The sequence below is a fragment of the Methylotenera versatilis 301 genome (assembly GCF_000093025.1).
GTDB lineage: Bacteria > Pseudomonadota > Gammaproteobacteria > Burkholderiales > Methylophilaceae > Methylotenera > Methylotenera versatilis.
This window is the reverse complement of record NC_014207.1, coordinates 1,321,389-1,342,612: the sequence shown is the minus strand read 5'-3', so window position 1 is coordinate 1,342,612 and position 21,224 is coordinate 1,321,389. Positions and strand designations below refer to the sequence as shown.

Here is a 21,224-nt window from a genome sequence, read left to right as displayed (position 1 = left end):
TAAAAAATATTATATTTGAGGATAAATATGAACCATCAATTTAAACGTAAATTTGGTGCTGGTCTAGCGTTAAGTGCAGGACTTTTGGGCCTAATGAGCACACCCGCTTTTGCTGATGACGAACAATTAAAACTGATGAACGATGATAATCAGTGGACTCAACCACGTAAAGATTACAGCAATACAGGTTATAGCCGTTTGTCACAAATCAACAAAAGCAATGTTAAGAAATTAAAACTTGCTTGGACATTCGCGACTGGTGTTAACCGTGGTCACGAAGGTGCACCATTAGTTGTTGGCGACATTATGTACGTCCATACTGCATTTCCAAATAACGTATATGCTTTAGACTTAAATAATGATCAAAAAATCGTTTGGTCATACTTTCCAAAACAAGATGCTAGCGTTCAAGCAGTATTGTGTTGCGACAATGTCAACAAAGGTTTAGGTTACGGCGATGGCAAGATTTTCTTGCAACAGAATGACGGTGTTTTAGTTGCATTAGATGCCAAAACAGGTAAAGCCATTTGGGATACCAAAGTCACTGATCCTAAATCAGGCTCATCAAACACCAATGCTCCACACGTGTTTAAAGACAAAGTAATCACTGGCTGTTCAGGTGGTGAGTTTGGCGTACGTTGCTACATCTCAGCCTACAACATTAAAGATGGTGCGTTGGTTTGGCGTGCATACAGCACAGGCCCAGATGAGGAAATGTTGATTGGTAAAGATTTCAATAAAGCAAATCCACATTACAGCGCATTATCAGTTTACGAAGATGTAAATGGCGGTAACAAATTAGGTGGTTCATTCAAGGCTATTCCTAAAGAAAACTTAAAATACCCAGAAGCTAATCTAGGTGTAAGAACTTGGTTAAAACCACAAGCTAGAAAAGATGGCTGGCAAACAGGTGGCGGCCCAACATGGGGTTGGTACTCATATGATCCAGCACTTAATTTGATGTACTACGGTACGGGTAACCCTGGTACGTGGAATCCAGATGTACGCCCAGGTGATAATAAATGGTCTATGACGATTTTTGCACGTGACTTAGACACCGGCGTCGCAAAATGGGGTTACCAAATGACGCCACACGATGAGTGGGATTATGATGGTATGAATGAGGTTGTGTTGTGGGATGCTAATGGCAAGAAACTAGCTTCACATTTCGACCGTAACGGTTTTGGTTATACATTTGATCGCACTAACGGTACTTTATTAGTTGCGCAAAAAATGAACCCATTTGTGAACTGGGCAACTTCTATCGACATGAAATCAGGTGTGCCGATTAAAGATCCAAAATACTCAACTCACCAAGACTATAACGCTAAAGGCATCTGCCCATCAGCATTAGGCGTTAAAGATGAGCAACCTTCAGCGTTCTCACCTAAAACAAAAATGTTCTATGTGCCGCTTAACCATGTGTGTATGACTTATGAGCCAGTAGAATCTAAATACGTAGCTGGTCAACCATGGGTTGGTTCAACCCTGACCATGTTTGCAGGCCCTGATGGCGTGATGGGTGGCTTTATGGCCTGGAACGGTCTAACAGGTAAATCTGCTTGGTATAACAAAGAGAAGTTCTCAGCTTGGGGCGGTGCTTTAGTTACGGCTTCTGATTTAGTGTTCTACGGTACGTTAGATCGTTGGGTTAAAGCGCTTGATGCCAAAACAGGTAAAGAGCTTTGGAAATTCCAGGTAGGTTCTGGCGTGGTTGGCAATGCCATTACATATGGTCATAAAGGTAAACAATACGTTGCTGTGCTATCAGGTATTGGTGGCTGGGCTGGCGTGGCAATGAACCTTGGCTTAACCAATGAAACCGACGGCCTTGGTGCTGCTGGTGGTTACAAAGAGTTAACTAAATACAATGCTGCTCCAGGTGGCGGTGCTATGAACGTATTTAGCTTGTAGTTGATAAGCAATAAGTAAACGAAAAGAGCCAACCTAATAAGTTGGCTCTTTTTTTATGATCAGTAGTTTTGACCACACAAACATTACAACTTATTAAATATCTCCCTTGCTCGCTTTATCTATAATTTCCAGTAAGGTATTTTCTAGCTCTTGAGCAGCTTTCTGGGCGCGTGGCGTTGGATTTTTGATACTTTTTAAATCAAACGTTGGTCTCGCTAAACCAATGAACAGTTTTAGCTTTTTGTTTGCATCTGGCTTTTCATATATCGCTATGCGACAAGGTGCGAATACCAAAAACTCGGGATGATCTAAGAAAATATCAGTGCCCAAACTCAAATTACAGAAGCTATGCACTTCCTTGATGCCTTGCGGATCTATACCACGTTTTTTGATGTGCTCACCAATAGGAAAATTAGCAGGATTAACAAAGTTCTTGCCTTCGGAGAGACTTTTAAGACTGTCAACCACATCTTGATAACTCACACCATCATGCACCGCCAACTCATAAATCGCAGTAGTGTTGTCTATTGCTGGCATACCCGCACGTACTTGACCTTGTAAGGCAATATTCTCTGATATCGCTGGCTTTACTGCACTACAGCCACTCACAATCAGCAGTAGAACTGGCAGTAAAAGAAAATGACGCATTTCGATACTCCAAACTTTAAAGTGAGCTTGTACCGCTTATTTTAAGTGCTTCATTCACCGCTTTACGATTAAACTTTGGTGCCATGAGCTCAATGAAGCCGTACATATAACCACGTAAGAAGGCATCCTTACGAACACCTAAGTAAGTTGTGCTATTGGGGAATAAATGGCTAACATCTACCATCGCTAGATTTGAATCGCGCTCAGGGTCATACGCCATATTCGCTAGCAACCCAACGCCCAGCCCCAATGTCACATAGGTTTTAATCACGTCAGCATCAATTGCCGTCAGCACAACGTTTGGTGAAACCCCAGCTTCGCTAAATGTTTTTGATACCAAGCTACCACCTGTGTAGCCGAAGTCGTAGGTGATCAAAGGGTAAGCCGCTAGTTTCTCAAGTGTCAACGCGCCATCTAATAGCAAAGGATGACCATGTGGCACCACTACGCAACGGTTCCACTCATAACAAGGTAAGCACAATAAATTCTCAAAATCACTAATATACTCAGTAGCAATCCCGACATCCGCATCACCTTTCGCAACTTGCTCAGCCACTTGACTGGGATTACCTTGATGAATATTTAGCTTAACATGTGGATAAGCTGTCATAAAGGCTTTAACTACTGCAGGCAATTTGTAACGCGCTTGAGTATGCGTAGTAGCAATGGTTAAGGTACCTGTTTCAATATTACTAAACTCATCACCGACACGTTTAATATTATCAATCTGATGCATGACTTTTGCTGCCAAAGACAATATCTGCTCACCTGGCTCAGTAATGCCTGTAAGTCGCTTACCGTTGCGTAAAAATACTTGCAAACCAATCTCTTCTTCAAACAACTGAATCTGCTTACTCACGCCAGGTTGCGAGGTGTATAAAGCATCAGCAGCACTGGTGATATTAAGATCTTGACGAGCCACCTCATTAAGGTAGCGTAATTGTTGTAGTTTCATAGCCCTGTCATTTCAATTTTAAGCAATTCAATATAACTAAAAATTATACATATAGAATAACATATTCTAAAAAAATTATTTATACCTGATATAGTGCGGATGCTTAAGAAAATGTTCAATAAATTGCTTTAATTAACGGATACTCCATATGGAATTTGGTTACATTATTGCTGGCTTTGTGGTCGGCATGTTGGTTGGTTTGACTGGTGTTGGTGGCGGCTCACTCATGACGCCGATTCTCGTGTTGTTTTTTCACATCAAACCTGCTTTAGCTGTAGGTACTGATTTACTCTATGCTTCAGTAACAAAAAGTGTAGGTATTTTTGCACACGGCAAACTTGGCAACATAGATTGGAAAATAGTACGGCTATTAGCATTTGGTAGTGTGCCAGCTTCTATACTAACGACGCTTTATTTGCGTAATCAAGATATCGCTTCAGATGCGGCAGTAAATACAATTAAATTTTGGCTCGGAATTGCATTATTAGTGACGTCACTTTCTGTGCTATTCCGCAATCAATTGGTTAAATTCTCAAACAAAGAACATTTGGTGAATGAAAAATGGACACCTTATTTAACCGTGATATTGGGTCTAGTTTTAGGTGCATTAGTGACGCTGACCTCAGTTGGCGCTGGCGCATTGGGTGTAACTGCCTTATTAATCATCTATCCGCGTAGAGCAATTAACACTATTATTGGCTCTGATATTGCTCATGCCGTGCCGCTCACACTGGTTGCTGGGCTTGGTCATGCAAGTATTGGCACCGTAGATTACAACCTACTCGGCACTTTATTAATCGGCTCTATTCCGGGTATTTGGATTGGTAGCCACTTAAGCTCAAAAATGGCCGAGCACTGGGTGCGAATTGCACTTGCATTAATATTGATTTTTGTGGGCTTAAAACTCGTTTTCCATTAAAATAACGAGTTACCTACTCCATATGCCATAGAGATTATTAGTTAAGTTTTTTGGGATTAAGAAAAGCACAACATGTATAAGTATGATGAAATAGACCAGACACTCGTCGATGAGCGCGTTGCGCAGTATCGTGATCAAACACGTCGTTATTTAGCAGGCGAACTAAGCGAAGACGAATTCCGTCCACTACGCTTACAAAACGGCCTGTATATTCAACGCCAAGCGCCTATGTTGCGTATTGCCGTGCCTTACGGCATGCTATCAAGCAAGCAATTGCGCAAATTGGGCGATATTGCTGGCAAGTACGACAAAGGCTACGGACATTTCAGCACACGTCAAAACTTGCAACTAAACTGGCCTAAACTAGAAGATGTGCCCGAAATTTTAGCTGAGTTAGCTACTGTTGAAATGCATGCCATTCAAACATCAGGCAACTGTATCCGTAACATTACTACCGACCAATTCGCCGGCGTTGCGCCAGATGAAATTATTGATCCACGCGTCATGGCTGAAATCATGCGTCAATGGAGTACATTCCACCCTGAGTTTGCGTTATTACCTCGTAAGTTCAAAATCGCAGTGTCTGGCACTCGCGATGACCGTGCTGTGGTGCAAATGCACGATATCGGTATGGAGTTCTATAAAGACAGCAATAACAAGGTTGCTATTAAAGTGTGGGTGGGCGGTGGTTTAGGCCGTACCCCGATTTTAGGCACAGTGATTCGCGAACATTTAGAGTGGCAGCATGCCCTCACCTATTGCGAAGCGATTATCCGCGTTTACAATTTACATGGTCGCCGCGACAACGCATATAAAGCACGTATCAAAATTTTAGTAAAAGCACTTGGCATCGAAGAGTTTAAACGCCAAGTCGAAGAAGAGTGGTCACACCTAAAAGATGCACCTAACACGATTCCAGAAGGTGAGTTAGAGCGCGTTAGTAAGCATTTTGAGGCTATGCCTTATGAAACACTGTCAGCACATGATGCGGGCTTTGATGCGGCTATTGCAAGCAACCCAGCGTTTGCTGCATGGGTTAAACGCAGTGTGCATGCGCACAAAGTTACGGGTTATCGCGCCGTTACGCTTTCATTAAAACCACATGGCACAGCACCTGGCGATGCAACTACTGAACAAATGCATGTTGTTGCAGATCTTGCCGACCAATACAGCTTTGGCGAATTGCGCGTTTCACACGAACAAAATTTAATTTTGGCCGATATCAAACTGAGCGATTTGTTTGCTGTGTGGGAAAAAGCACGTGCAAACGGCTTAGCAACACCAAACATTGGCTTGTTGACGGACATTATCTGCTGCCCTGGTGGCGATTTCTGCTCATTGGCTAATGCAAAGAGCATCCCAATTGCAACTGCTATCCAAATGCAGTTTGATAATCTAGATTACTTGCATGACATTGGCGATATTGAACTCAATATCTCAGGCTGTATGAACGCGTGTGGTCATCACCATATTGGTCACATCGGTATTTTAGGTGTCGATAAAGATGGTTCTGAATGGTATCAAGTCAGCATTGGTGGTAGCCAAGGTAACGACGCGAGCTTGGGCTCAGTGATTGGACCGTCATTCTCAGCAGATGAAATGCCAGCCGTGGTACAAAAACTCATTGATGTTTACATTCAAGAGCGTACGCCAGAAGAACGCTTTATTGATACCGTGCGCCGCCTAGGTATTGCACCATTCAAAGCACACGTGTATGCAGACAAAAGTGTAGTAAAACCGGAGGTGACAGCATGAGTAATCTAATCACGCTCAATAACGGCATTGCCGCCATTTCAGAAAATGAATGGGCTGTCGTTACACTGCCAGCTAGCCAAGTGGAAGAACGCAAGCAAGCAGGTAAAGTTGTTTTATTCAAGCTGACCGGAGAAAAAACTGTTTCAGCAGAACAAATTGCCAATACCGAGATTCCAAGCACGGGCAAAATCATTGTGCCATTAAGCGTCTTTATTGCGCGCAAAGCCGAGCTACAAGACCGTCTGTCCAGCAATCAAATCGGTGTGTGGGTTGATACACATGAAATTTTAGAAGACTTAGTAAATAGCGTAAGTGATTTAAACAGCTTGCCTATCATTGCTGTACATGTAGAACGCTTTGCTGATGGTCGCATATTCTCATTAGGCACCCTATTGCGCACACGTTATGGCTTTAAAAATGAATTACGCGCTATCGGTGATGTGTTACGTGACCAATTGTACTTCTTTAAGCGCAGCGGCTTTACTAGCTATCTCATTCGTGCAGATCGTTCTGCAACAGAAGCATTGGCGAGCTTGAATGACTTTACCAACCCATACCAAGGTGCGGTTGATGAGCCTCGCCCTGTTTTTAAACGCTATAACCGAGTTGCATAATGAATAACTCTGTTTCTATGCTCAAACCAGCAGCAAGTAACCCTGCAACCAAGCCAGAACTGACTGATGCGCTCGTTGCCAGCGTGAATGCAAAAGCTGCTGCCGCATTAAAGTTATTACGCGATGCTAGCGCCGAGCTAAAAGCGATTACATTTGCCAACAGCTTTGGTGCAGAAGACATGGTCTTGACTGACATCATTCTAAAAAATCAGCTAGCGATTGAGATTTTTTCACTTGATACAGGTCGCTTGCCTGTTGAAACTTATGACTTGATAGCAGAAACTGAAAAACACTACAGCACTAAACTGAACGTGTATTTTCCACAAGCTGCCACTGTTGAGTTTTACGTTAAAACCAATGGCATCAATGCTTTTTACGAATCTATTGAGCTTCGTAAAAGCTGCTGCCACATGCGTAAAGTAGAACCGTTACAACGCGCGCTTAAAGGCAAAGATGCATGGGTCACAGGTATGCGTGCGGCACAAGCCACGACAAGAACCAGCTTACCAGTGCGCGAATTTGACGAAGGTAATAAACTAGAAAAATTCAATCCACTAAGCGATTGGACTGAGCAAGAAGTTTGGGCATACATCCGCATGCACGAAGTACCATATAACCAACTTCATGATCAGTTTTACCCAAGTATAGGCTGCGCACCATGCACACGTGCAATTGCCATGGGTGAAGATGTTCGCGCTGGCAGATGGTGGTGGGAAGACCCACTTAACAAAGAATGTGGACTTCACGTTAAAAAGTAGTTCGTAAGAATAACCCTTAAAGATAACATCGTAAAGTTAAACCAGACTTCAAGTTTTGAATTAATTATATAAAGTAAGCTATTGAATATGTTAAATAAAGAAAAATCAAACCATCAACCTTTGTCGCATTTAGATTGGCTAGAGTCAGAAGCCATTTATATTCTGCGTGAGGTAGCTGGGCAGTGCTCTAACCCAGTATTACTGTTCTCAGGTGGTAAAGATTCGCTGTGTATTTTGCGTTTAGCTGAAAAAGCTTTTCGCCCAGGACGCTTTCCGTTTCCATTAATGCACATTGATACAGGTCACAATTACCAAGAAGTCATTGATTTCCGTGATCAACGCGCTGCTGAATTGGGCGAACGCTTAATCGTGCGTTCAGTTGAAGACTCAATGAAACGCGGCACAGTCGTGCTGAAATCAGCTGACGAGTCACGCAACAAACATCAATCAGTGACATTGCTTGAAGCGATTGAAGAGTTTGGTTTCGATTGCTGTATCGGCGGCGCACGCCGTGATGAAGAAAAAGCGCGTGCTAAAGAACGTATCATGAGTTTCCGTGATGAGTTCGGTCAATGGGATCCAAAAAATCAGCGCCCAGAATTGTGGAGTTTGTACAACGCTCGTTCACACAAAGGCGAAAACATTCGTGCCTTCCCTATTTCCAACTGGACTGAGATGGACGTTTGGCAATATATCGAACGTGAAAAACTACAATTACCAAGCATTTACTTCGCACATCAACGCGATGTTGTGATGCGCGCTGGCTCGATTGTGCCAGTGAATGTGCCACTCGTGAATGGCGAAGTGACCAACCCAGTAAAAGCCGGCGAAGAAATCATCAATATGCAAGTACGTTTTAGAACCGTTGGCGATATTAGCTGCACAGCACCTGTGATTTCAGACGCAGACACCGTATCAAAAATTGTACTTGAAACTGCAACATCAACCATTACAGAACGTGGCGCGACAAGGCTTGATGACCAAACCTCTGATGCATCAATGGAACAACGTAAAAAAGAAGGCTATTTTTAAATTGTAGGTCGGTTTTTAAGCCGACTTATTGGTATGAAGTCCAATCTACAATAAATCAATTATTTAAAATTAAAATATGACAACACAACACAACGACTCACTTTTGCGTTTTATGACCTGCGGCTCTGTCGATGACGGCAAAAGTACGCTCATCGGCCGCTTGCTATTTGACACCAAAACCATATTGGCAGATACATTAACGCAAATTTCGAACACTTCGAAAAAACGCGGCATGGAGGCAGTTGACTTATCTCTGCTGACCGATGGTTTGCAAGCTGAGCGCGAGCAAGGTATCACCATTGACGTAGCCTATCGCTATTTCAGCACAGGAACACGTAAGTACATTATTGCCGATGCGCCTGGTCACGAACAGTACACCCGCAACATGGTAACTGCAGCATCTACCGCCAACTTGGCAATTATCTTAATTGATGCTCGCCGTGGTGTGCTAACGCAAACACGCCGCCACAGCTATTTAGCACATTTGGTTGGCATTCAACACATCGTTGTTGCCGTCAACAAAATGGACTTGGTGAATTATGACCAAGCGACCTATGAAAAGATATGTGCAGACTATCTAACATTTGCAAATGAGATTGGCTTTGCACAAGCTAGAGATATTAAGTTCATCCCTATGTCTGCTTTAGCTGGCGACATGTTGGTTGATCGCCTCGAGAATATGCCTTGGTACACAGGTGAAACGCTACTAGAGACGCTAGAAAAAGCACCTGCCGCACATACTGAAGGCGATGAAGAATTCCGCTTCCCAGTGCAATTTGTATGCCGTCCACATGCCAGTGCAGATGCGGACTTACATGACTTTAGAGGTTTTATGGGCAGAATCGAAAGCGGCAGCATTGCCGTAGGCGATGCCGTTACAGTGTTACCAAATGGCTATCAATCTAAAGTTAAAGCGATCCAAATTGGCGACGATCACATACAAAGTGCTCAAACCGAGCAAAGTATCACGCTACTGCTAGAAGACGAAATTGATACTTCACGCGGTGACATGATTGTTAAAACGGGTAGTACAATTGAACCGGTTAAACAAATCGAGGCATTTGTTTGCTGGCTATCAGAAACACCGTTATCCCCTGCTCGCACCTATGTAATTCGTCACACTACACGTGAGTCTAAAGCCAAGGTAGGCACTATTGCATACAAAGTAGATGTGAATACGCTTGAAGAACAAGCGACTACCGACCTTAAAATGAATGATATTGCGCGCATTACTTTCAAACTTGCGCAGCCACTCATGGTCGATAGTTATAGCACTAACCGCGCCACTGGTGCCTTTATCGTGATCGACGAAAGTACAAATAATACGGTTGGCGCTGGGATGATTGTTTAAGCGTTACTTGATATAGCGCAACAATTAAGCGATGCAAAATAATTCAAATTCAAATAAAATAGCGTTTTACGCTTTATAGCTGTTAAGGACCTAAAAAATGACCTATGTCGTCACTGAAAACTGTATTCAATGCAAATTTACTGATTGCGTTGATGTTTGCCCTGTAGATTGCTTTGTAGAAGGCCCTAACTTCTTAGCGATTAACCCAGATGAGTGTATCGATTGCACGCTATGCGTTGCAGAGTGCCCTGCAGAAGCGATTTTTGCCGAAGATGATGTACCAGCAGACCAACAAGAATTTATCGCCTTAAATGCGCGCTTAGCTGAATTATGGCCAGTTATTACATCGCGTAAAGCTGCGTTAGAAGACGCAGAAGCAATGAACGGCGTACCTGGTAAGCGTGATTTGTTAATTGAGTAAATATCAGGCTTATTCATTTAAGATATTGAATTAACATAGCATGAAAATAAAAAGGAGACGAAAGTCTCCTTTTTTTACACTCATTCTCGTTTGTTGAATTAATAGCTAGGCTGCATAAGCAAGGGTCGGTTGAGGAGAATCAATGACATGAACACCATTCTTCCAGAAGTAATAGAACTCCCGCCCGACTTTTAGTGTCACCTTATAAGCTTCATTTGATGAAAATAAAGTCAAATTAGCATCCAGCGCATGTCGGTAAGCCACAGGCTGTTTATGTGGCGCATTTCGTAATAGAATCAATAGTAGTTTGGCTAGCTTTTTACATGCACTAATAACGAAATCCTCTACACCGTTACCACGTAGTACTTTCTCATATTCTTCTAATGGCTGCATTTCTAGCTTTGTTAAAGTATGCTTATCCAATGAACCCCATAAGTCTTTTAACTCTGTCTCGCCGGGTCTCCATTTGATTAAATTTGCGCCAAATGCATTGTCTTGATTCATGGCAACAATCGCTTTAATATCGTCTATCCAAAACGAAAAGAACTCTCTAATCACTGGTAGATAACTAAACCATAGTGATTTGTCCAAGTTTTTGAATAGTTGGTCAACCGCATCCCTAAAAGCATTTCCATCACAATGAATGCTTTCAATCCATGGGATTAGTTTCAGTATAATCACCTCTCGCTGCCGAAGCTCAGCTTTTGTGAAGCCCTTACGCTCTAAAAGATTAAGATATGCACTCAGTGCGACATGTTCACGACTATTAACCATCATCTGCTCCATTTTCTGATAACGCTACTTTGATAACACCACTTAGCGCATCAATAAAACCCAAATTAAAACTAAAAATACACAAGATATGATGTATTTTAAATGGATGGTAAGCTTTTCAATTTAAAGAACAAAAACGGGTATCAGTAGCAATTTATTACATGGATTGAGCTCAGAACACCACATAGACAACCTCAAATATTTCTAATAATGAGTTAAAGTTTGTATAATAATTAACAACGTATGACGCCAACTCCACTCAAATATCTGCAACATTACTCTGCTTCGCTACAGGATAAAATCCGACAGTTGCAATCTCAAAACATGCTGGGTGAATACATCGCACAACGTTATCCAGAGTCGCATCAGATTCAAACTGATAAAGCGTTATATGTTTATAGTAACGAGCTGAAGCAAGCTTTCTTGCGCAATGCGCCATTGTTGGACAAAGTACATTATGACAACCGCTTAACTATCGATCACCATGCACTAGGGCTGAATACGGCAATCTCGCGCGTACAGGGTGGCAAGCTTAAAGCTAAAAAAGAAATACGCATTTCTTCGTTTTTTAAAGAAACACCCGCTGATTTTTTAAAAATGATTGTAGTGCATGAACTCGCACATTTAAAAGAACGCAACCATGACAAGGCTTTCTATCAACTCTGCCAGCACATGGAACCAAACTACCATCAACTAGAGTTTGACTGTCGCGTGTATTTGCTTTGGAAGACAGAGAATTAATAAAATTAAATGTCATGCACACTCCGCTCTGAAATCAAAGTTAATTTTTTATTGATGGTTATAAAACTTGCTTTTACGCATCATCAACCAGCCAAATATCAAATACCCTGCCATCGTCAATGCCAAGCCAGATGGCGCATACCAGACTAAAGGTACAATCAAACCAGCAGATACTGTCGATAGCAACATTTGTATAAATGCTTGACCTGAAGCTGCAGTGCCTCGGATTTTGGGATGTCGGTCAAGGGCGACAAGTGAAAGTATAGGCATTGCCAATGCCATGCCTATATTAAATAGAGCAATCGGTAAGATGTTATATAGTGGTCGTGTGGGCAATGTATAGCAAATGAGAACATTTAAGATGACCATTGCCGCCATCCAAAGATAAGCTACTTTAACTACTTTTTGTCTAGCATAACGCCCCGCTGCTCGTTTTGCTAGAAATGATCCCAGTATCATGCCGCAAACGGTAGGAATAAACATATAGCCAAACTGATGTTGAGTAAAACCTAGCTGCTTAACTAAGAATACAGGGCTGGCTAATACATATAGAAAAAAACCTGCAAAATTTGCACTGAGTGCTAATACAACATAATTAAATTCTTTATCACCAAATATCACTTTGTAATCTTTAATCACTTGTTTTGCGGATAACGGCATACGTTTTTTAACGGGTACAGTTTCTGGCAAATAGCGTATAGCAGCCCAGAGACTAAATGCTGAATAAAATGCTAAAAAAATAAAAATAGCTTGCCAGTATATGCCAAGCAACACGCCACCTATAATCGGCGCTATTGCTGGTGCGATACCAAACAACATCTGCACTGTCGCCATCACGCGCTGCGCCTGCGCACCTTCAAATAAGTCGCGCACCATGGCACGCGCAACAACATTACCAGCACCACCTGAAATACCTTGTAAGGCACGAAAGAACCATAAGGTCTCGACATTAGGTGCAAAGGCACAGCCTATAGATGCCAGCACAAACACACCTAACCCCCATTTAATAGTGGTAATGCGTCCTATTGAGTCAGAAATTGCACCATGCCATAAAGTCATGAGCGCATATGGCAATAAGTAAAAAGTCAGACTTTGTTGAATTTGCACATCGCTCGCACCTAACTGTGCGCCCATCACATGGAATGCAGGCAAGTAGGTATCGATAGCAAAGGGTGCAAGTGCCGCAAGACTCGCCAGCACATAAACTAAGAGATTTGAATGGGTAGGATGGGAGCTTGGTTTCATATATTCTAAAAATAAAAAAGCGCGCAAGTTTGGATAACTGCGCGCTTTGTATTATATCTGCTAAAACTTAGGGTAAAGCATGAAACTCAGCAATTCGCTCTTTATCACCCGCTACATATTTCTTAGAGTTCTTATCAGTTCTAAAAATAATTGGTTGGTTAGCTATTACTGGATTTTTGCTGTCTTCAATCGCTTTTTCAATTAAATGGTGATGTGGTGAAAGTGAGCACACAGGGTCGGCAGCTTCTGCATCGCCTGTCAGTAAAAATGCCTGGCAGCGACAACCGCCTAAATCATTCATTTTCTCTGGACACGTCACGCACGGACCTTTCATCCAAGCGGTACCGCGATACTTATTAAAGGCTGGTGATTCCTTCCAAGCATACTCCAGACCTTTTTCGCGCACATTTGGAAATGCCATATTCGGCAAAACACGTGCTGAATGACATGGCAACACATCGCCATTAGCAGTGACGATCATAAAGACCTCACCCCAACCATTCATACATTTTTTAGGGCGGTCGCCAAAGTAATCTGGTACCACAAAAAAGATCTTCATCTTGTTGCCGACTTTTTCACGGAACTCATTGGTGATGCGTTCCGCTTCATCAATTTGCTCTTTAAGCGGCATTAACTGGCTGCGATTGACTAATGACCAGCCGTAATATTGAGTATTAGCAAGCTCTACATAATCTGCGCCTAAGGCTTCAGCCATCTCTAAAATTTCTTTGATATGGCCAATGTTGTAGCGATGTATCACCACATTTAGCACCATTGGGTAGCCGTGATTTTTAATCATGGCAGCCACTTTTTTCTTCAGTTCAAATGTTTTGGTATTAGTGATGAAGTTGTTAATTTCTTCCGTAATATCGTGCATTGAAAGCTGAATGTGGTCTAAACCACCCTCTTTAAAGGCTTGAATACGCTTTTCAGTTAAACCAACACCAGAGGTAATCAGGTTGCTGTAATAGCCCAATTTTCTAGCTTCAATCACAATGTCTTCAATATCATCGCGTAACAAAGGCTCACCGCCAGAAATACCAAGCTGTATGGCGCCCATTTTGCGCGCATCACGCAAAGCTTGTATCCATTGCTCAGTTGTTAATTCATTTTGCGTGTGTTTATCGTAATCAGTCGGGTTGTAGCAAAAAGCGCAGTGCAGTGGACAGCGATAAGTCACTTCAGCCAGTAACCAAAGTGGCTGAGTTTGTGTAATATTAGCCGCAACACCATTATTCTGTGCCTGTGCATGCAGCTCTTTTTGTACGACTGACTCACCTAGTGAAGTTTGTGTCATTTACTACTCCTAAATATTCAATTAGTCACAGACCAATTAAATTCCGATACTAAACTTTACGAATCCAAGCTTTTCCGTAAGCCATTTCAAACATGCCAATAATGTCAGCTTCTATTCCAACAGCGTCAGGAAAAGCTGCTTTTAACTCAGTCACAATATCGCCTACAGTAGCTTTGCCATCTACGCGCTTAATCACTTCTCCTGCACCACCATGTAGTTTGACCATACCTTCTGGAAAAAGTATCACATAACTTTGTTGCGCTTCTTCCCATTGAAAACGATGGTGAAACGCAAGCGCGTAAATGTCAGAGTGTTGAATATTTATTTCCATAATGTTTGATCAAATATTTTTCTAAAAGTTGATGACTGGCTGATGGAAATAGTCTTTTCCATCAATTTTAATATCAAGCGTTGAAGCCAACATAATTGAATCAGCAATCACCCATAGTATGTTCAATTTAAACTGCAAAATATCAAGCGCCTTCATTTGCATTTCACGTGAAGTGCTAAAGTAATTAAGCGTTACATCCAAACCCTGCTCTACATCACGACGCGCTTCTGTCAGGCGTTTTTTAAAGTAAGTTAAACCTTCTTCTTTAATCCACGGGTACATAGTAGGCCATGAGCTAATCCGCTGCTGGTGTATGTGCGGCGCGAATAGCTCGGTTAAGCTTGAACATACTGACTCTTGCCAAGTGCGTTGTTTAGCAAAGTTGATGTAAGCATCCACAGCAAAACGTACACCTGGGCTCACCATTTTCAAGCTCACAATATCCTCACGACTAAGACCGACCGCTGCACCGAGTTGAATCCAGGCTTCAATACCACCTACAGTATCACCCACGCCATCATGATCAGTAATACGCACGATCCATTGTTTACGCACTTCTACATCAGGGCAATTTGAAAGAATTGCACCATCTTTCATCGGAATCGCAATTTGGTAGTAAAAACGGTTCGCCACCCAGCATTGCAACTGCTCTTTGGTCAATTTACCTTCATACATCATCACGTGAAACGGATGATAAATATGGTAGCCCTTACCTTTTTCGCGAAGTTTTTCTTCAAACTCTTCACGTGACCAAGGTAGATTATCGTTTGCAATTGCGTTCATTTTGTTCTCCTAAAGAATGATGTCCATGCCATCATAGGCAACCTCAATGCCTGCTTTATTCAATGTGGCACGTTGAGATGAATCTTCATTCAAAATTGGATTTGTATTGTTGATATGAATCAATATTTTGCGTGGTTTCTCCATCGCATTCAAAATACTCATAATGCCGCCATCACTTGATTGATCTAAATGACCCATTTCGCTTGCACGTTTATTGCTAATACCTTCTTTAGACATTTCATCATCAGTCCAAACAGTACCATCCACCAATATGCAATCTGCGTTACGCATATATTCCAGCACATGTGGCTCAGCCACACCTAAACCTGGTGCGTAGAATAAACTTTTACCAGTGCGCGTGTCTTTAATGTGCATACCAATATTATCGCCAGGCAAAGGTTTGTCTCTGCGTGGTGAGTAAGGCGGTGCATTACTTAATAATGGTACCGCGGTAAACTCTATGCCTGCTGCGGTTGGAATGGTGAATATGGATTGGTCAGTCGCGATTTCATGGTGATTAATACCACGGAAATAACCTAAAATATTAAACACAGGAAAGCCTGTTGTTAAATCATCTTTTACCGCATCGGTACAATAAATTTCCCAAGGTTTGTTGTGCTCACGCAGTGTGAGCAAACCAGTGACATGATCAATTTGCGCATCGGTAATGACAATCGCCGAAATAGCAGTGTCGCGAACTAGGCGTGCGGGTTGAAACGCAGGAAAGTCATCTAATTGCTTTTTAATATCAGGTGATGCGTTAAATAGTATCCAGTTAATGCCATCAGCACTCACCGCTATTGAAGACTGTGTGCGCGTTGAAGCTTTAATGGTGCCAGCACGAACTCCTTTACAGTTTTCACAATTACAATTCCACTGAGGAAACCCGCCACCAGCCCCTGATCCTAATACGTGTATATGCATGAGACTCTTTTTATTTAAATTAAAACTAAATTTTACGATATTTTAAATGCATCAAAATAAAAAAAGGCTGTCAAAAATGACAGCCTTTTATTTGAACAAATTACTTGTTCATTACGTACATTGTAACTTCAAAGCCAAAACGCATTTCTGTAGCTGCTGGTGTTGTCCACATGATAAATTTCCTTTTTTAGTCGTTAATTGAATTCGTTGCTGCTTGTTTATTTATCGCTACAACGTGAAACGAATAATGCGCTCTAATAAGTTGCAGCAACACTGCAAAGTTACTGATTAACGACTAAGTAAATTCATGATGCCACCCGTGCAGGTAAACAGCTAATTACTTTTCTGGCGACGTGTTCGCACAGCAGAGGCTAGTATATTGAGCATATCAACCGTATCATCCCAACCTAAACAGGCATCAGTGATAGATTTTCCGTACTCTAATTCGCACCCTGGCGTGTGATCCTGACGACCTTCATTAAGATGCGATTCCAGCATCACACCAATGATGTGTTGATTACCATTCGACAATTGCGCAGCAATATCTTGCGCGACATCTTTTTGGCGCAAGTAGTTTTTGCTACTATTACCGTGACTGCAATCAATCATCAATATTGGTTCAAGACCCGCAGCAGACAAGTTCTCACAAGCCTCTTTAACACTTTTCGCATCGTAATTAGGCGTTTTACCACCACGCAGAATCACGTGGCAATCTTCATTGCCCGATGTTGAAAATATGGCAGATTGACCTTCTTTGGTCACAGATAAAAAGTGATGTGGGCTAGAAGCGGTTTTAATCGCATCTATCGCGACACGCACACCGCTATCAGTGCCATTCTTGAACCCTACAGGGCAAGATAAACCAGAAGTCAGCTCACGATGCACCTGCGACTCAGTTGTGCGCGCCCCAATTGCACCCCAGCTTACTAAGTCCGCGACATATTGCGGCGTAATCATATCTAGAAACTCGGCTCCAGCTGGCATGCCAAGCTCATTTACATCTAGTAAAAACTTACGCGCAATTTCTAGGCCTTCGTTGATTTTATAGCTGCCATCAAGATGTGGGTCATTGATTAAGCCTTTCCATCCCACTGTCGTACGTGGTTTTTCGAAATACACGCGCATCACGATCAACAAATCTTTCGCCAAATTCTTGCGAACCTCCATCAAGCGATGTGCGTACTCCAAGCCCGCCTTAGTGTCGTGTATAGAACATGGCCCTACAACCACCAATAGACGGTCATCAGACTGATGTAATATATGATGGATTTCTTTACGCGTGGCTAAGATATTTTCTGTTGAATCAGCACTTTCTTTCAAGCGATCCAATAGCTCTAATGGCGTAATTAGCTTTTTAATCTCGCGTATTCGTACATCGTCTGTGGCTAGCTTTTTATATTCGCTCATTTATTCATTACTTTTTAAAATTTGTTCTAGTACTTCTAGAAAACGTGCATTTTCACTGAATAATCCAATACTCACTCGCAAGTAATCTGGCATTTCGTAATTTGCAATTGGACGTACGATGACCCCGTTCTGCAATAATTTTTGATTCACTTGTGTTGCATTTCTCACTGCAAAGCTTACAAAGTTTGCAAAGGACGGAATATATTCTAGTCCCAGCTTATTAAAGCCTTGTGTCAATTGCGCCATACCTGCTTGATTAAGTGCGTAGGAGCGCTCAACAAAATCATCATCTGCAAGTGAAGCCACTGCTGCTGCTTGAGCAATACTATTGACATTAAAGGGTTGGCGCACACGATTCATCAAATCAGCAATATCAGCATGGCATAAACCAAATCCAACACGCAAGCCAGCTAAACCATAGGCTTTAGAAAATGTGCGTGAAATGATTAAATTATCAAATTCACTTAACCATGCAATCGCTTCAGATTTATTAGCTGCAGATAAATATTCATCATAAGCTTCATCTAACATCACCAACACAGTTTTTGGCACTTGCCTCAAAAACGCTAGCAATTCATCTTTGCCCAATAATGTCCCTGTAGGATTATTCGGGTTAGCAACAAATATCATACGAGTTTTTGGCGTAATTGCCGCAAGCATCGCAGTTAAATCATGCCCATAATTTTCAGCTGGCACAACTACGCCTGTTGCGCCTGTTGCTTGCGTCACTAATGGATAGACTGCAAAGGCATGTTGTGAATAAATGGTTTCACAGCCCGCTGTTAAAAAAGCTCGCGCAGCCAGCTCTAAAATATCGTTAGAGCCATTACCAAATACCAATTGATTTGGCGCAATGCTAAATTTTTTACTCACAGCATCACGCAAAGCGAAACTGTTGCCGTCAGGATAACGTGCGATATCAAGCACTGCTTCTTGAATGGCGTAATCTGCTTTAGGACTGATGCCCAAAGGATTTTCATTTGATGCAAGTTTCACAATAACTTCAACCTGCAAACCCATTTCACGGGCGAGTTCAGAAATTGGTTTACCGCCCTGATACGGCGCAATCGCTTTAATATACTCAGGTGCTAATTTCGCCACAGCACTGTGGATTTGATTACTGCTAGACATGCTTATAACCTTAAAAACTTAATTTTGCTTAAATCACGGCAACTGGATAAGAACCCAGCACCTTGAGGAATGATGCGCGCTCTAAGCATTCGGCTAATGCAGCTTTTACTTTCGCATCGTGTTGATGGCCTTCAATATCAACAAAGAACACGTAATCCCACAAACCTTGTTTAGATGGGCGAGATTCGAACTTAGTCATACTGACACCATGCCTTGATAATGGTTCTAATAGCTGAACCATAGCACCAGGGATGTTTTTGGATGTCATGACTAAAGAGGTTCTGTCTTGACCTGATGGCGCTACTTCATGCGAGCCTAGCACTAAAAAACGTGTGGTGTTTTTAGCGTCATCTTCAATATTTTCAGCGAGTATATTTAAGTCAAAAAGCTCTGCCGCACGCTTGCTTGCAATTGCTGCAGCAAAAGTACCATCAGTAGAAACCAAATCATGGATCATTTGTGCAGCTCGTGCATTACTAGTCACTGCTTCACGCGTTACCTTTGGCATGATGCGATTAAGCCATTCGTGACACTGCGCAAGCGATTGTGTATGTGAAAACACATGGCTGATATTAGCAATATCAGTTTGTTTTGATAACAAACAATGATGAATTGGTAGCGTGATTTCACCGCAAATTTTGAGTGGGCTTGATAGCAGCAAGTCTAATGTAAGCCCAACCGCGCCTTCGGTTGAGTTCTCAACTGGCACAACACCATAGTCAGCTTGACCAGCCTCGACAGTACGAAACACCTCATCGATTGAACCACAAACGATTGCACTTCTACCCAAACCAAATTGTTTGAGTGCCGCTTCTTCACTATAAGTACCTAATGGCCCTAAGAACGCAATAGACAGCTCTTTTTCAAGTGCACGACAGTTAGACATCACCGCACGAAAGATATTACTCACAGCCTCGTTAGCAAGTGGCCCTTGATTATTGGCTTGCAAGCGGCGCAATACTTGCGCTTCACGTTCTGGGCGATAAATCACACCATCATCTTTCAGGCTACCAATCGCACGTGCAAGCTTTGCCCGTTCATTGACGAGTTTCAGCACTTGCTCATCTATGGCATCTATTTGATCGCGATGTTGTTTAAGTTGCTCACTCATGCTGAATACTTGCTTTCAAAAGCCTTCATGTAAGCAACTAGCGCCTGCAAGCCCTCAATAGGCATTGCATTATAGATACTCGCACGCATTCCACCCACTGCACGATGACCTTTGAGTTGCAACAAACCATTTTCTTGCGCGCCTTTTAAAAAAGCGTCATTTAACGATTCATCTTTCAAAAAGAATGGAATATTCATGCGTGAGCGATTTTTCACTGCTACATGATTCACATAAAAATCAGTTGAGTCTATATAGTCATAAAGCAATTTAGCTTTGGCAACATTCACTTTCTCAATGGCAGCCACGCCGCCCTGCTCAATTAACCACTCGAACACCAAACCTGCGATATAAATACTATATGTTGGTGGCGTATTAATCATAGACTGATTTTCAGCCTGCGTTTTCCAATTGAATACCGCAGGCGTTAGTGATGAAGCATGGTCAAGCAAATCTTCACGCACTATCACTATACATAAACCTGCTGGGCCGATATTTTTTTGGGCGCCACCGTAAATCACGCCGTATTGGCTCACATCAACTTCACGTGAAAGTATATGTGAAGACATATCCGCCACAATAGGTACACCGTTAGTGTTTGGTAAATCAACAAACTCAACGCCACTCATGGTTTCATTGGTACAAATATGCAAGTAAGCTGCGTCTTTATTCAATGTCCATGTAGAAAAATCTGGAACGTAGGTGTATTTATCGGCTTCTGTGCTGGCTACTACGTTTATCTTGCCATATGCACTTGCATCCTCAACACTGCGCTTACTCCAACCACCTGTGACTGCATAATCTGCGGCTTTGCCTCCAAGCAAATTCAGTGGAATCATCGCATTCTCTGCAATAGCACCACCTTGCAAAAACAATACTTTGTAATTGCTTGGAATATTCATGAGCGTACGTAAATCAGCTTCGGTTTTAGCCAAAATACTCATAAACTCTTTACCGCGATGAGACATTTCCATCACGCTCATGCCTGAGCCATGCCAATCCAGCATTTCTGCTTGAGCACGCTCTAGCACAGGTCTAGGTAATACTGCAGGACCTGCAGAAAAATTAAAAATCTGAGTCATTCTGAATAATTCTTTACTAGAAGTTTTTTATTAA

22 protein-coding genes are annotated in these 21,224 nt (G+C 42.2%); 9 read left to right on the top strand and 13 right to left on the bottom strand.

Going from position 1 to position 21,224, the window contains the following annotated elements:
• The first annotated feature begins 27 nt into the window (after positions 1-27).
• Positions 28-1,914, top strand: a complete 1,887-nt coding sequence (locus M301_RS06155; protein ID WP_013147907.1) for a methanol/ethanol family PQQ-dependent dehydrogenase — start codon at positions 28-30, stop codon at positions 1,912-1,914.
• 93 nt (positions 1,915-2,007) lie between these two features.
• Here the strand turns inward: M301_RS06155 and M301_RS06150 are convergent, their stop codons facing one another.
• Together M301_RS06150 and cysB are read right to left on the bottom strand one after the other, a co-directional pair.
• The gene (locus M301_RS06150; RefSeq protein ID WP_013147906.1) at positions 2,008-2,562 is read right to left on the bottom strand and encodes a DUF302 domain-containing protein; all 555 of its coding nucleotides are present in this window, start codon (positions 2,560-2,562) and stop codon (positions 2,008-2,010) included.
• A gap of 16 nt (positions 2,563-2,578) precedes the next feature.
• Positions 2,579-3,517: an HTH-type transcriptional regulator CysB gene (cysB, locus tag M301_RS06145; RefSeq protein WP_013147905.1), complete on the bottom strand. Its 939-nt coding sequence runs from the start codon at positions 3,515-3,517 to the stop codon at positions 2,579-2,581.
• Between the two features lie 148 nt (positions 3,518-3,665).
• Here cysB and M301_RS06140 point away from each other — a divergent pair, with 148 nt between their 5' ends.
• The 7 genes from M301_RS06140 to fdxA all read left to right on the top strand — a co-directional run bounded on the left by M301_RS06140 (position 3,666) and on the right by fdxA (position 10,367).
• On the top strand, positions 3,666-4,436 hold the full coding sequence (locus M301_RS06140) for a sulfite exporter TauE/SafE family protein (RefSeq protein WP_013147904.1): 771 nt from the start codon (positions 3,666-3,668) through the stop codon (positions 4,434-4,436).
• A 72-nt stretch (positions 4,437-4,508) separates the two neighbouring features.
• Positions 4,509-6,191 (top strand): nitrite/sulfite reductase, encoded by a 1,683-nt coding sequence (locus M301_RS06135; RefSeq protein WP_013147903.1) that lies wholly within the window; start codon positions 4,509-4,511, stop codon positions 6,189-6,191.
• Positions 6,188-6,805: a DUF934 domain-containing protein gene (locus M301_RS06130; RefSeq protein WP_013147902.1), complete on the top strand. Its 618-nt coding sequence runs from the start codon at positions 6,188-6,190 to the stop codon at positions 6,803-6,805. The genes M301_RS06135 and M301_RS06130 overlap by 4 nt, the downstream gene beginning before the upstream one ends.
• Complete coding sequence (locus M301_RS06125; RefSeq protein WP_013147901.1) at positions 6,805-7,563, top strand: phosphoadenylyl-sulfate reductase; 759 nt, start codon at positions 6,805-6,807, stop codon at positions 7,561-7,563. The genes M301_RS06130 and M301_RS06125 overlap by 1 nt, the downstream gene beginning before the upstream one ends.
• Before the next feature lie 87 nt (positions 7,564-7,650).
• Complete coding sequence (gene cysD, locus M301_RS06120; RefSeq protein WP_013147900.1) at positions 7,651-8,595, top strand: sulfate adenylyltransferase subunit CysD; 945 nt, start codon at positions 7,651-7,653, stop codon at positions 8,593-8,595.
• Positions 8,596-8,671: 76 nt separating this feature from the next.
• Entirely contained in the window at positions 8,672-9,946 is a 1,275-nt protein-coding gene (cysN, locus tag M301_RS06115) for a sulfate adenylyltransferase subunit CysN (protein ID WP_013147899.1), read from the top strand.
• A gap of 97 nt (positions 9,947-10,043) precedes the next feature.
• A complete protein-coding gene (fdxA, locus tag M301_RS06110; RefSeq protein WP_013147898.1) occupies positions 10,044-10,367 on the top strand; it encodes a ferredoxin FdxA in 324 nt (107 codons plus the stop codon).
• Between the two features lie 105 nt (positions 10,368-10,472).
• On the opposite strand, the gene M301_RS06105 is transcribed toward fdxA, so the two are convergent.
• Positions 10,473-11,144 carry a hypothetical protein gene (locus M301_RS06105; protein WP_238524674.1) on the bottom strand — a complete coding sequence of 224 codons (672 nt, stop codon included), beginning with the start codon at positions 11,142-11,144 and terminating at the stop codon, positions 10,473-10,475.
• 240 nt (positions 11,145-11,384) lie between these two features.
• Here M301_RS06105 and M301_RS06100 point away from each other — a divergent pair, with 240 nt between their 5' ends.
• Positions 11,385-11,882: a YgjP-like metallopeptidase domain-containing protein gene (locus M301_RS06100; RefSeq protein ID WP_013147896.1), complete on the top strand. Its 498-nt coding sequence runs from the start codon at positions 11,385-11,387 to the stop codon at positions 11,880-11,882.
• A 48-nt stretch (positions 11,883-11,930) separates the two neighbouring features.
• On the opposite strand, the gene M301_RS06095 is transcribed toward M301_RS06100, so the two are convergent.
• From M301_RS06095 to serC, 10 genes are all read right to left on the bottom strand, one after another.
• Complete coding sequence (locus M301_RS06095; RefSeq protein WP_013147895.1) at positions 11,931-13,127, bottom strand: multidrug effflux MFS transporter; 1,197 nt, start codon at positions 13,125-13,127, stop codon at positions 11,931-11,933.
• Positions 13,128-13,194: 67 nt separating this feature from the next.
• Complete coding sequence (pqqE, locus tag M301_RS06090; RefSeq protein WP_013147894.1) at positions 13,195-14,424, bottom strand: pyrroloquinoline quinone biosynthesis protein PqqE; 1,230 nt, start codon at positions 14,422-14,424, stop codon at positions 13,195-13,197.
• 49 nt (positions 14,425-14,473) lie between these two features.
• Positions 14,474-14,755, bottom strand: coding sequence for a pyrroloquinoline quinone biosynthesis peptide chaperone PqqD (gene pqqD, locus M301_RS06085; protein WP_013147893.1), 282 nt, complete (start codon positions 14,753-14,755; stop codon positions 14,474-14,476).
• Positions 14,756-14,776: 21 nt separating this feature from the next.
• Positions 14,777-15,538, bottom strand: coding sequence for a pyrroloquinoline-quinone synthase PqqC (gene pqqC, locus M301_RS06080; RefSeq protein ID WP_013147892.1), 762 nt, complete (start codon positions 15,536-15,538; stop codon positions 14,777-14,779).
• Between the two features lie 9 nt (positions 15,539-15,547).
• Positions 15,548-16,462 carry a pyrroloquinoline quinone biosynthesis protein PqqB gene (pqqB, locus tag M301_RS06075; protein WP_013147891.1) on the bottom strand — a complete coding sequence of 305 codons (915 nt, stop codon included), beginning with the start codon at positions 16,460-16,462 and terminating at the stop codon, positions 15,548-15,550.
• A gap of 100 nt (positions 16,463-16,562) precedes the next feature.
• A complete protein-coding gene (pqqA, locus tag M301_RS14410) occupies positions 16,563-16,634 on the bottom strand; it encodes a pyrroloquinoline quinone precursor peptide PqqA (protein ID WP_012777389.1) in 72 nt (23 codons plus the stop codon).
• A gap of 161 nt (positions 16,635-16,795) precedes the next feature.
• Complete coding sequence (gene aroG, locus M301_RS06070; protein WP_013147890.1) at positions 16,796-17,869, bottom strand: 3-deoxy-7-phosphoheptulonate synthase AroG; 1,074 nt, start codon at positions 17,867-17,869, stop codon at positions 16,796-16,798.
• Complete coding sequence (gene hisC / locus M301_RS06065) at positions 17,870-19,000, bottom strand: histidinol-phosphate transaminase (RefSeq protein WP_013147889.1); 1,131 nt, start codon at positions 18,998-19,000, stop codon at positions 17,870-17,872. It abuts the gene before it with no gap.
• Between the two features lie 28 nt (positions 19,001-19,028).
• Positions 19,029-20,111 (bottom strand): prephenate dehydratase, encoded by a 1,083-nt coding sequence (gene pheA / locus M301_RS06060; protein ID WP_013147888.1) that lies wholly within the window; start codon positions 20,109-20,111, stop codon positions 19,029-19,031.
• A complete protein-coding gene (gene serC / locus M301_RS06055) occupies positions 20,108-21,190 on the bottom strand; it encodes a 3-phosphoserine/phosphohydroxythreonine transaminase (protein WP_013147887.1) in 1,083 nt (360 codons plus the stop codon). Before serC ends, pheA begins: the two co-directional genes overlap by 4 nt.
• Positions 21,191-21,224: the final 34 nt, after the last annotated feature.

What these genes read in the sequence shown, in the direction of transcription:
- M301_RS06155 (WP_013147907.1), top strand. Translation starts at nt 28, where the DNA reads ATGAACCATCAATTTAAACGTAAATTTGGTGCTGGTCTAGCGTTAAGT.
- M301_RS06150 (WP_013147906.1), bottom strand. Translation starts at nt 2,562, where the DNA reads ATGCGTCATTTTCTTTTACTGCCAGTTCTACTGCTGATTGTGAGTGGC.
- cysB (WP_013147905.1), bottom strand. Translation starts at nt 3,517, where the DNA reads ATGAAACTACAACAATTACGCTACCTTAATGAGGTGGCTCGTCAAGAT.
- M301_RS06140 (WP_013147904.1), top strand. Translation starts at nt 3,666, where the DNA reads ATGGAATTTGGTTACATTATTGCTGGCTTTGTGGTCGGCATGTTGGTT.
- M301_RS06135 (WP_013147903.1), top strand. Translation starts at nt 4,509, where the DNA reads ATGTATAAGTATGATGAAATAGACCAGACACTCGTCGATGAGCGCGTT.
- M301_RS06130 (WP_013147902.1), top strand. Translation starts at nt 6,188, where the DNA reads ATGAGTAATCTAATCACGCTCAATAACGGCATTGCCGCCATTTCAGAA.
- M301_RS06125 (WP_013147901.1), top strand. Translation starts at nt 6,805, where the DNA reads ATGAATAACTCTGTTTCTATGCTCAAACCAGCAGCAAGTAACCCTGCA.
- cysD (WP_013147900.1), top strand. Translation starts at nt 7,651, where the DNA reads ATGTTAAATAAAGAAAAATCAAACCATCAACCTTTGTCGCATTTAGAT.
- cysN (WP_013147899.1), top strand. Translation starts at nt 8,672, where the DNA reads ATGACAACACAACACAACGACTCACTTTTGCGTTTTATGACCTGCGGC.
- fdxA (WP_013147898.1), top strand. Translation starts at nt 10,044, where the DNA reads ATGACCTATGTCGTCACTGAAAACTGTATTCAATGCAAATTTACTGAT.
- M301_RS06105 (WP_238524674.1), bottom strand. Translation starts at nt 11,144, where the DNA reads ATGATGGTTAATAGTCGTGAACATGTCGCACTGAGTGCATATCTTAAT.
- M301_RS06100 (WP_013147896.1), top strand. Translation starts at nt 11,385, where the DNA reads ATGACGCCAACTCCACTCAAATATCTGCAACATTACTCTGCTTCGCTA.
- M301_RS06095 (WP_013147895.1), bottom strand. Translation starts at nt 13,127, where the DNA reads ATGAAACCAAGCTCCCATCCTACCCATTCAAATCTCTTAGTTTATGTG.
- pqqE (WP_013147894.1), bottom strand. Translation starts at nt 14,424, where the DNA reads ATGACACAAACTTCACTAGGTGAGTCAGTCGTACAAAAAGAGCTGCAT.
- pqqD (WP_013147893.1), bottom strand. Translation starts at nt 14,755, where the DNA reads ATGGAAATAAATATTCAACACTCTGACATTTACGCGCTTGCGTTTCAC.
- pqqC (WP_013147892.1), bottom strand. Translation starts at nt 15,538, where the DNA reads ATGAACGCAATTGCAAACGATAATCTACCTTGGTCACGTGAAGAGTTT.
- pqqB (WP_013147891.1), bottom strand. Translation starts at nt 16,462, where the DNA reads ATGCATATACACGTATTAGGATCAGGGGCTGGTGGCGGGTTTCCTCAG.
- aroG (WP_013147890.1), bottom strand. Translation starts at nt 17,869, where the DNA reads ATGAGCGAATATAAAAAGCTAGCCACAGACGATGTACGAATACGCGAG.
- hisC (WP_013147889.1), bottom strand. Translation starts at nt 19,000, where the DNA reads ATGTCTAGCAGTAATCAAATCCACAGTGCTGTGGCGAAATTAGCACCT.
- pheA (WP_013147888.1), bottom strand. Translation starts at nt 20,111, where the DNA reads ATGAGTGAGCAACTTAAACAACATCGCGATCAAATAGATGCCATAGAT.
- serC (WP_013147887.1), bottom strand. Translation starts at nt 21,190, where the DNA reads ATGACTCAGATTTTTAATTTTTCTGCAGGTCCTGCAGTATTACCTAGA.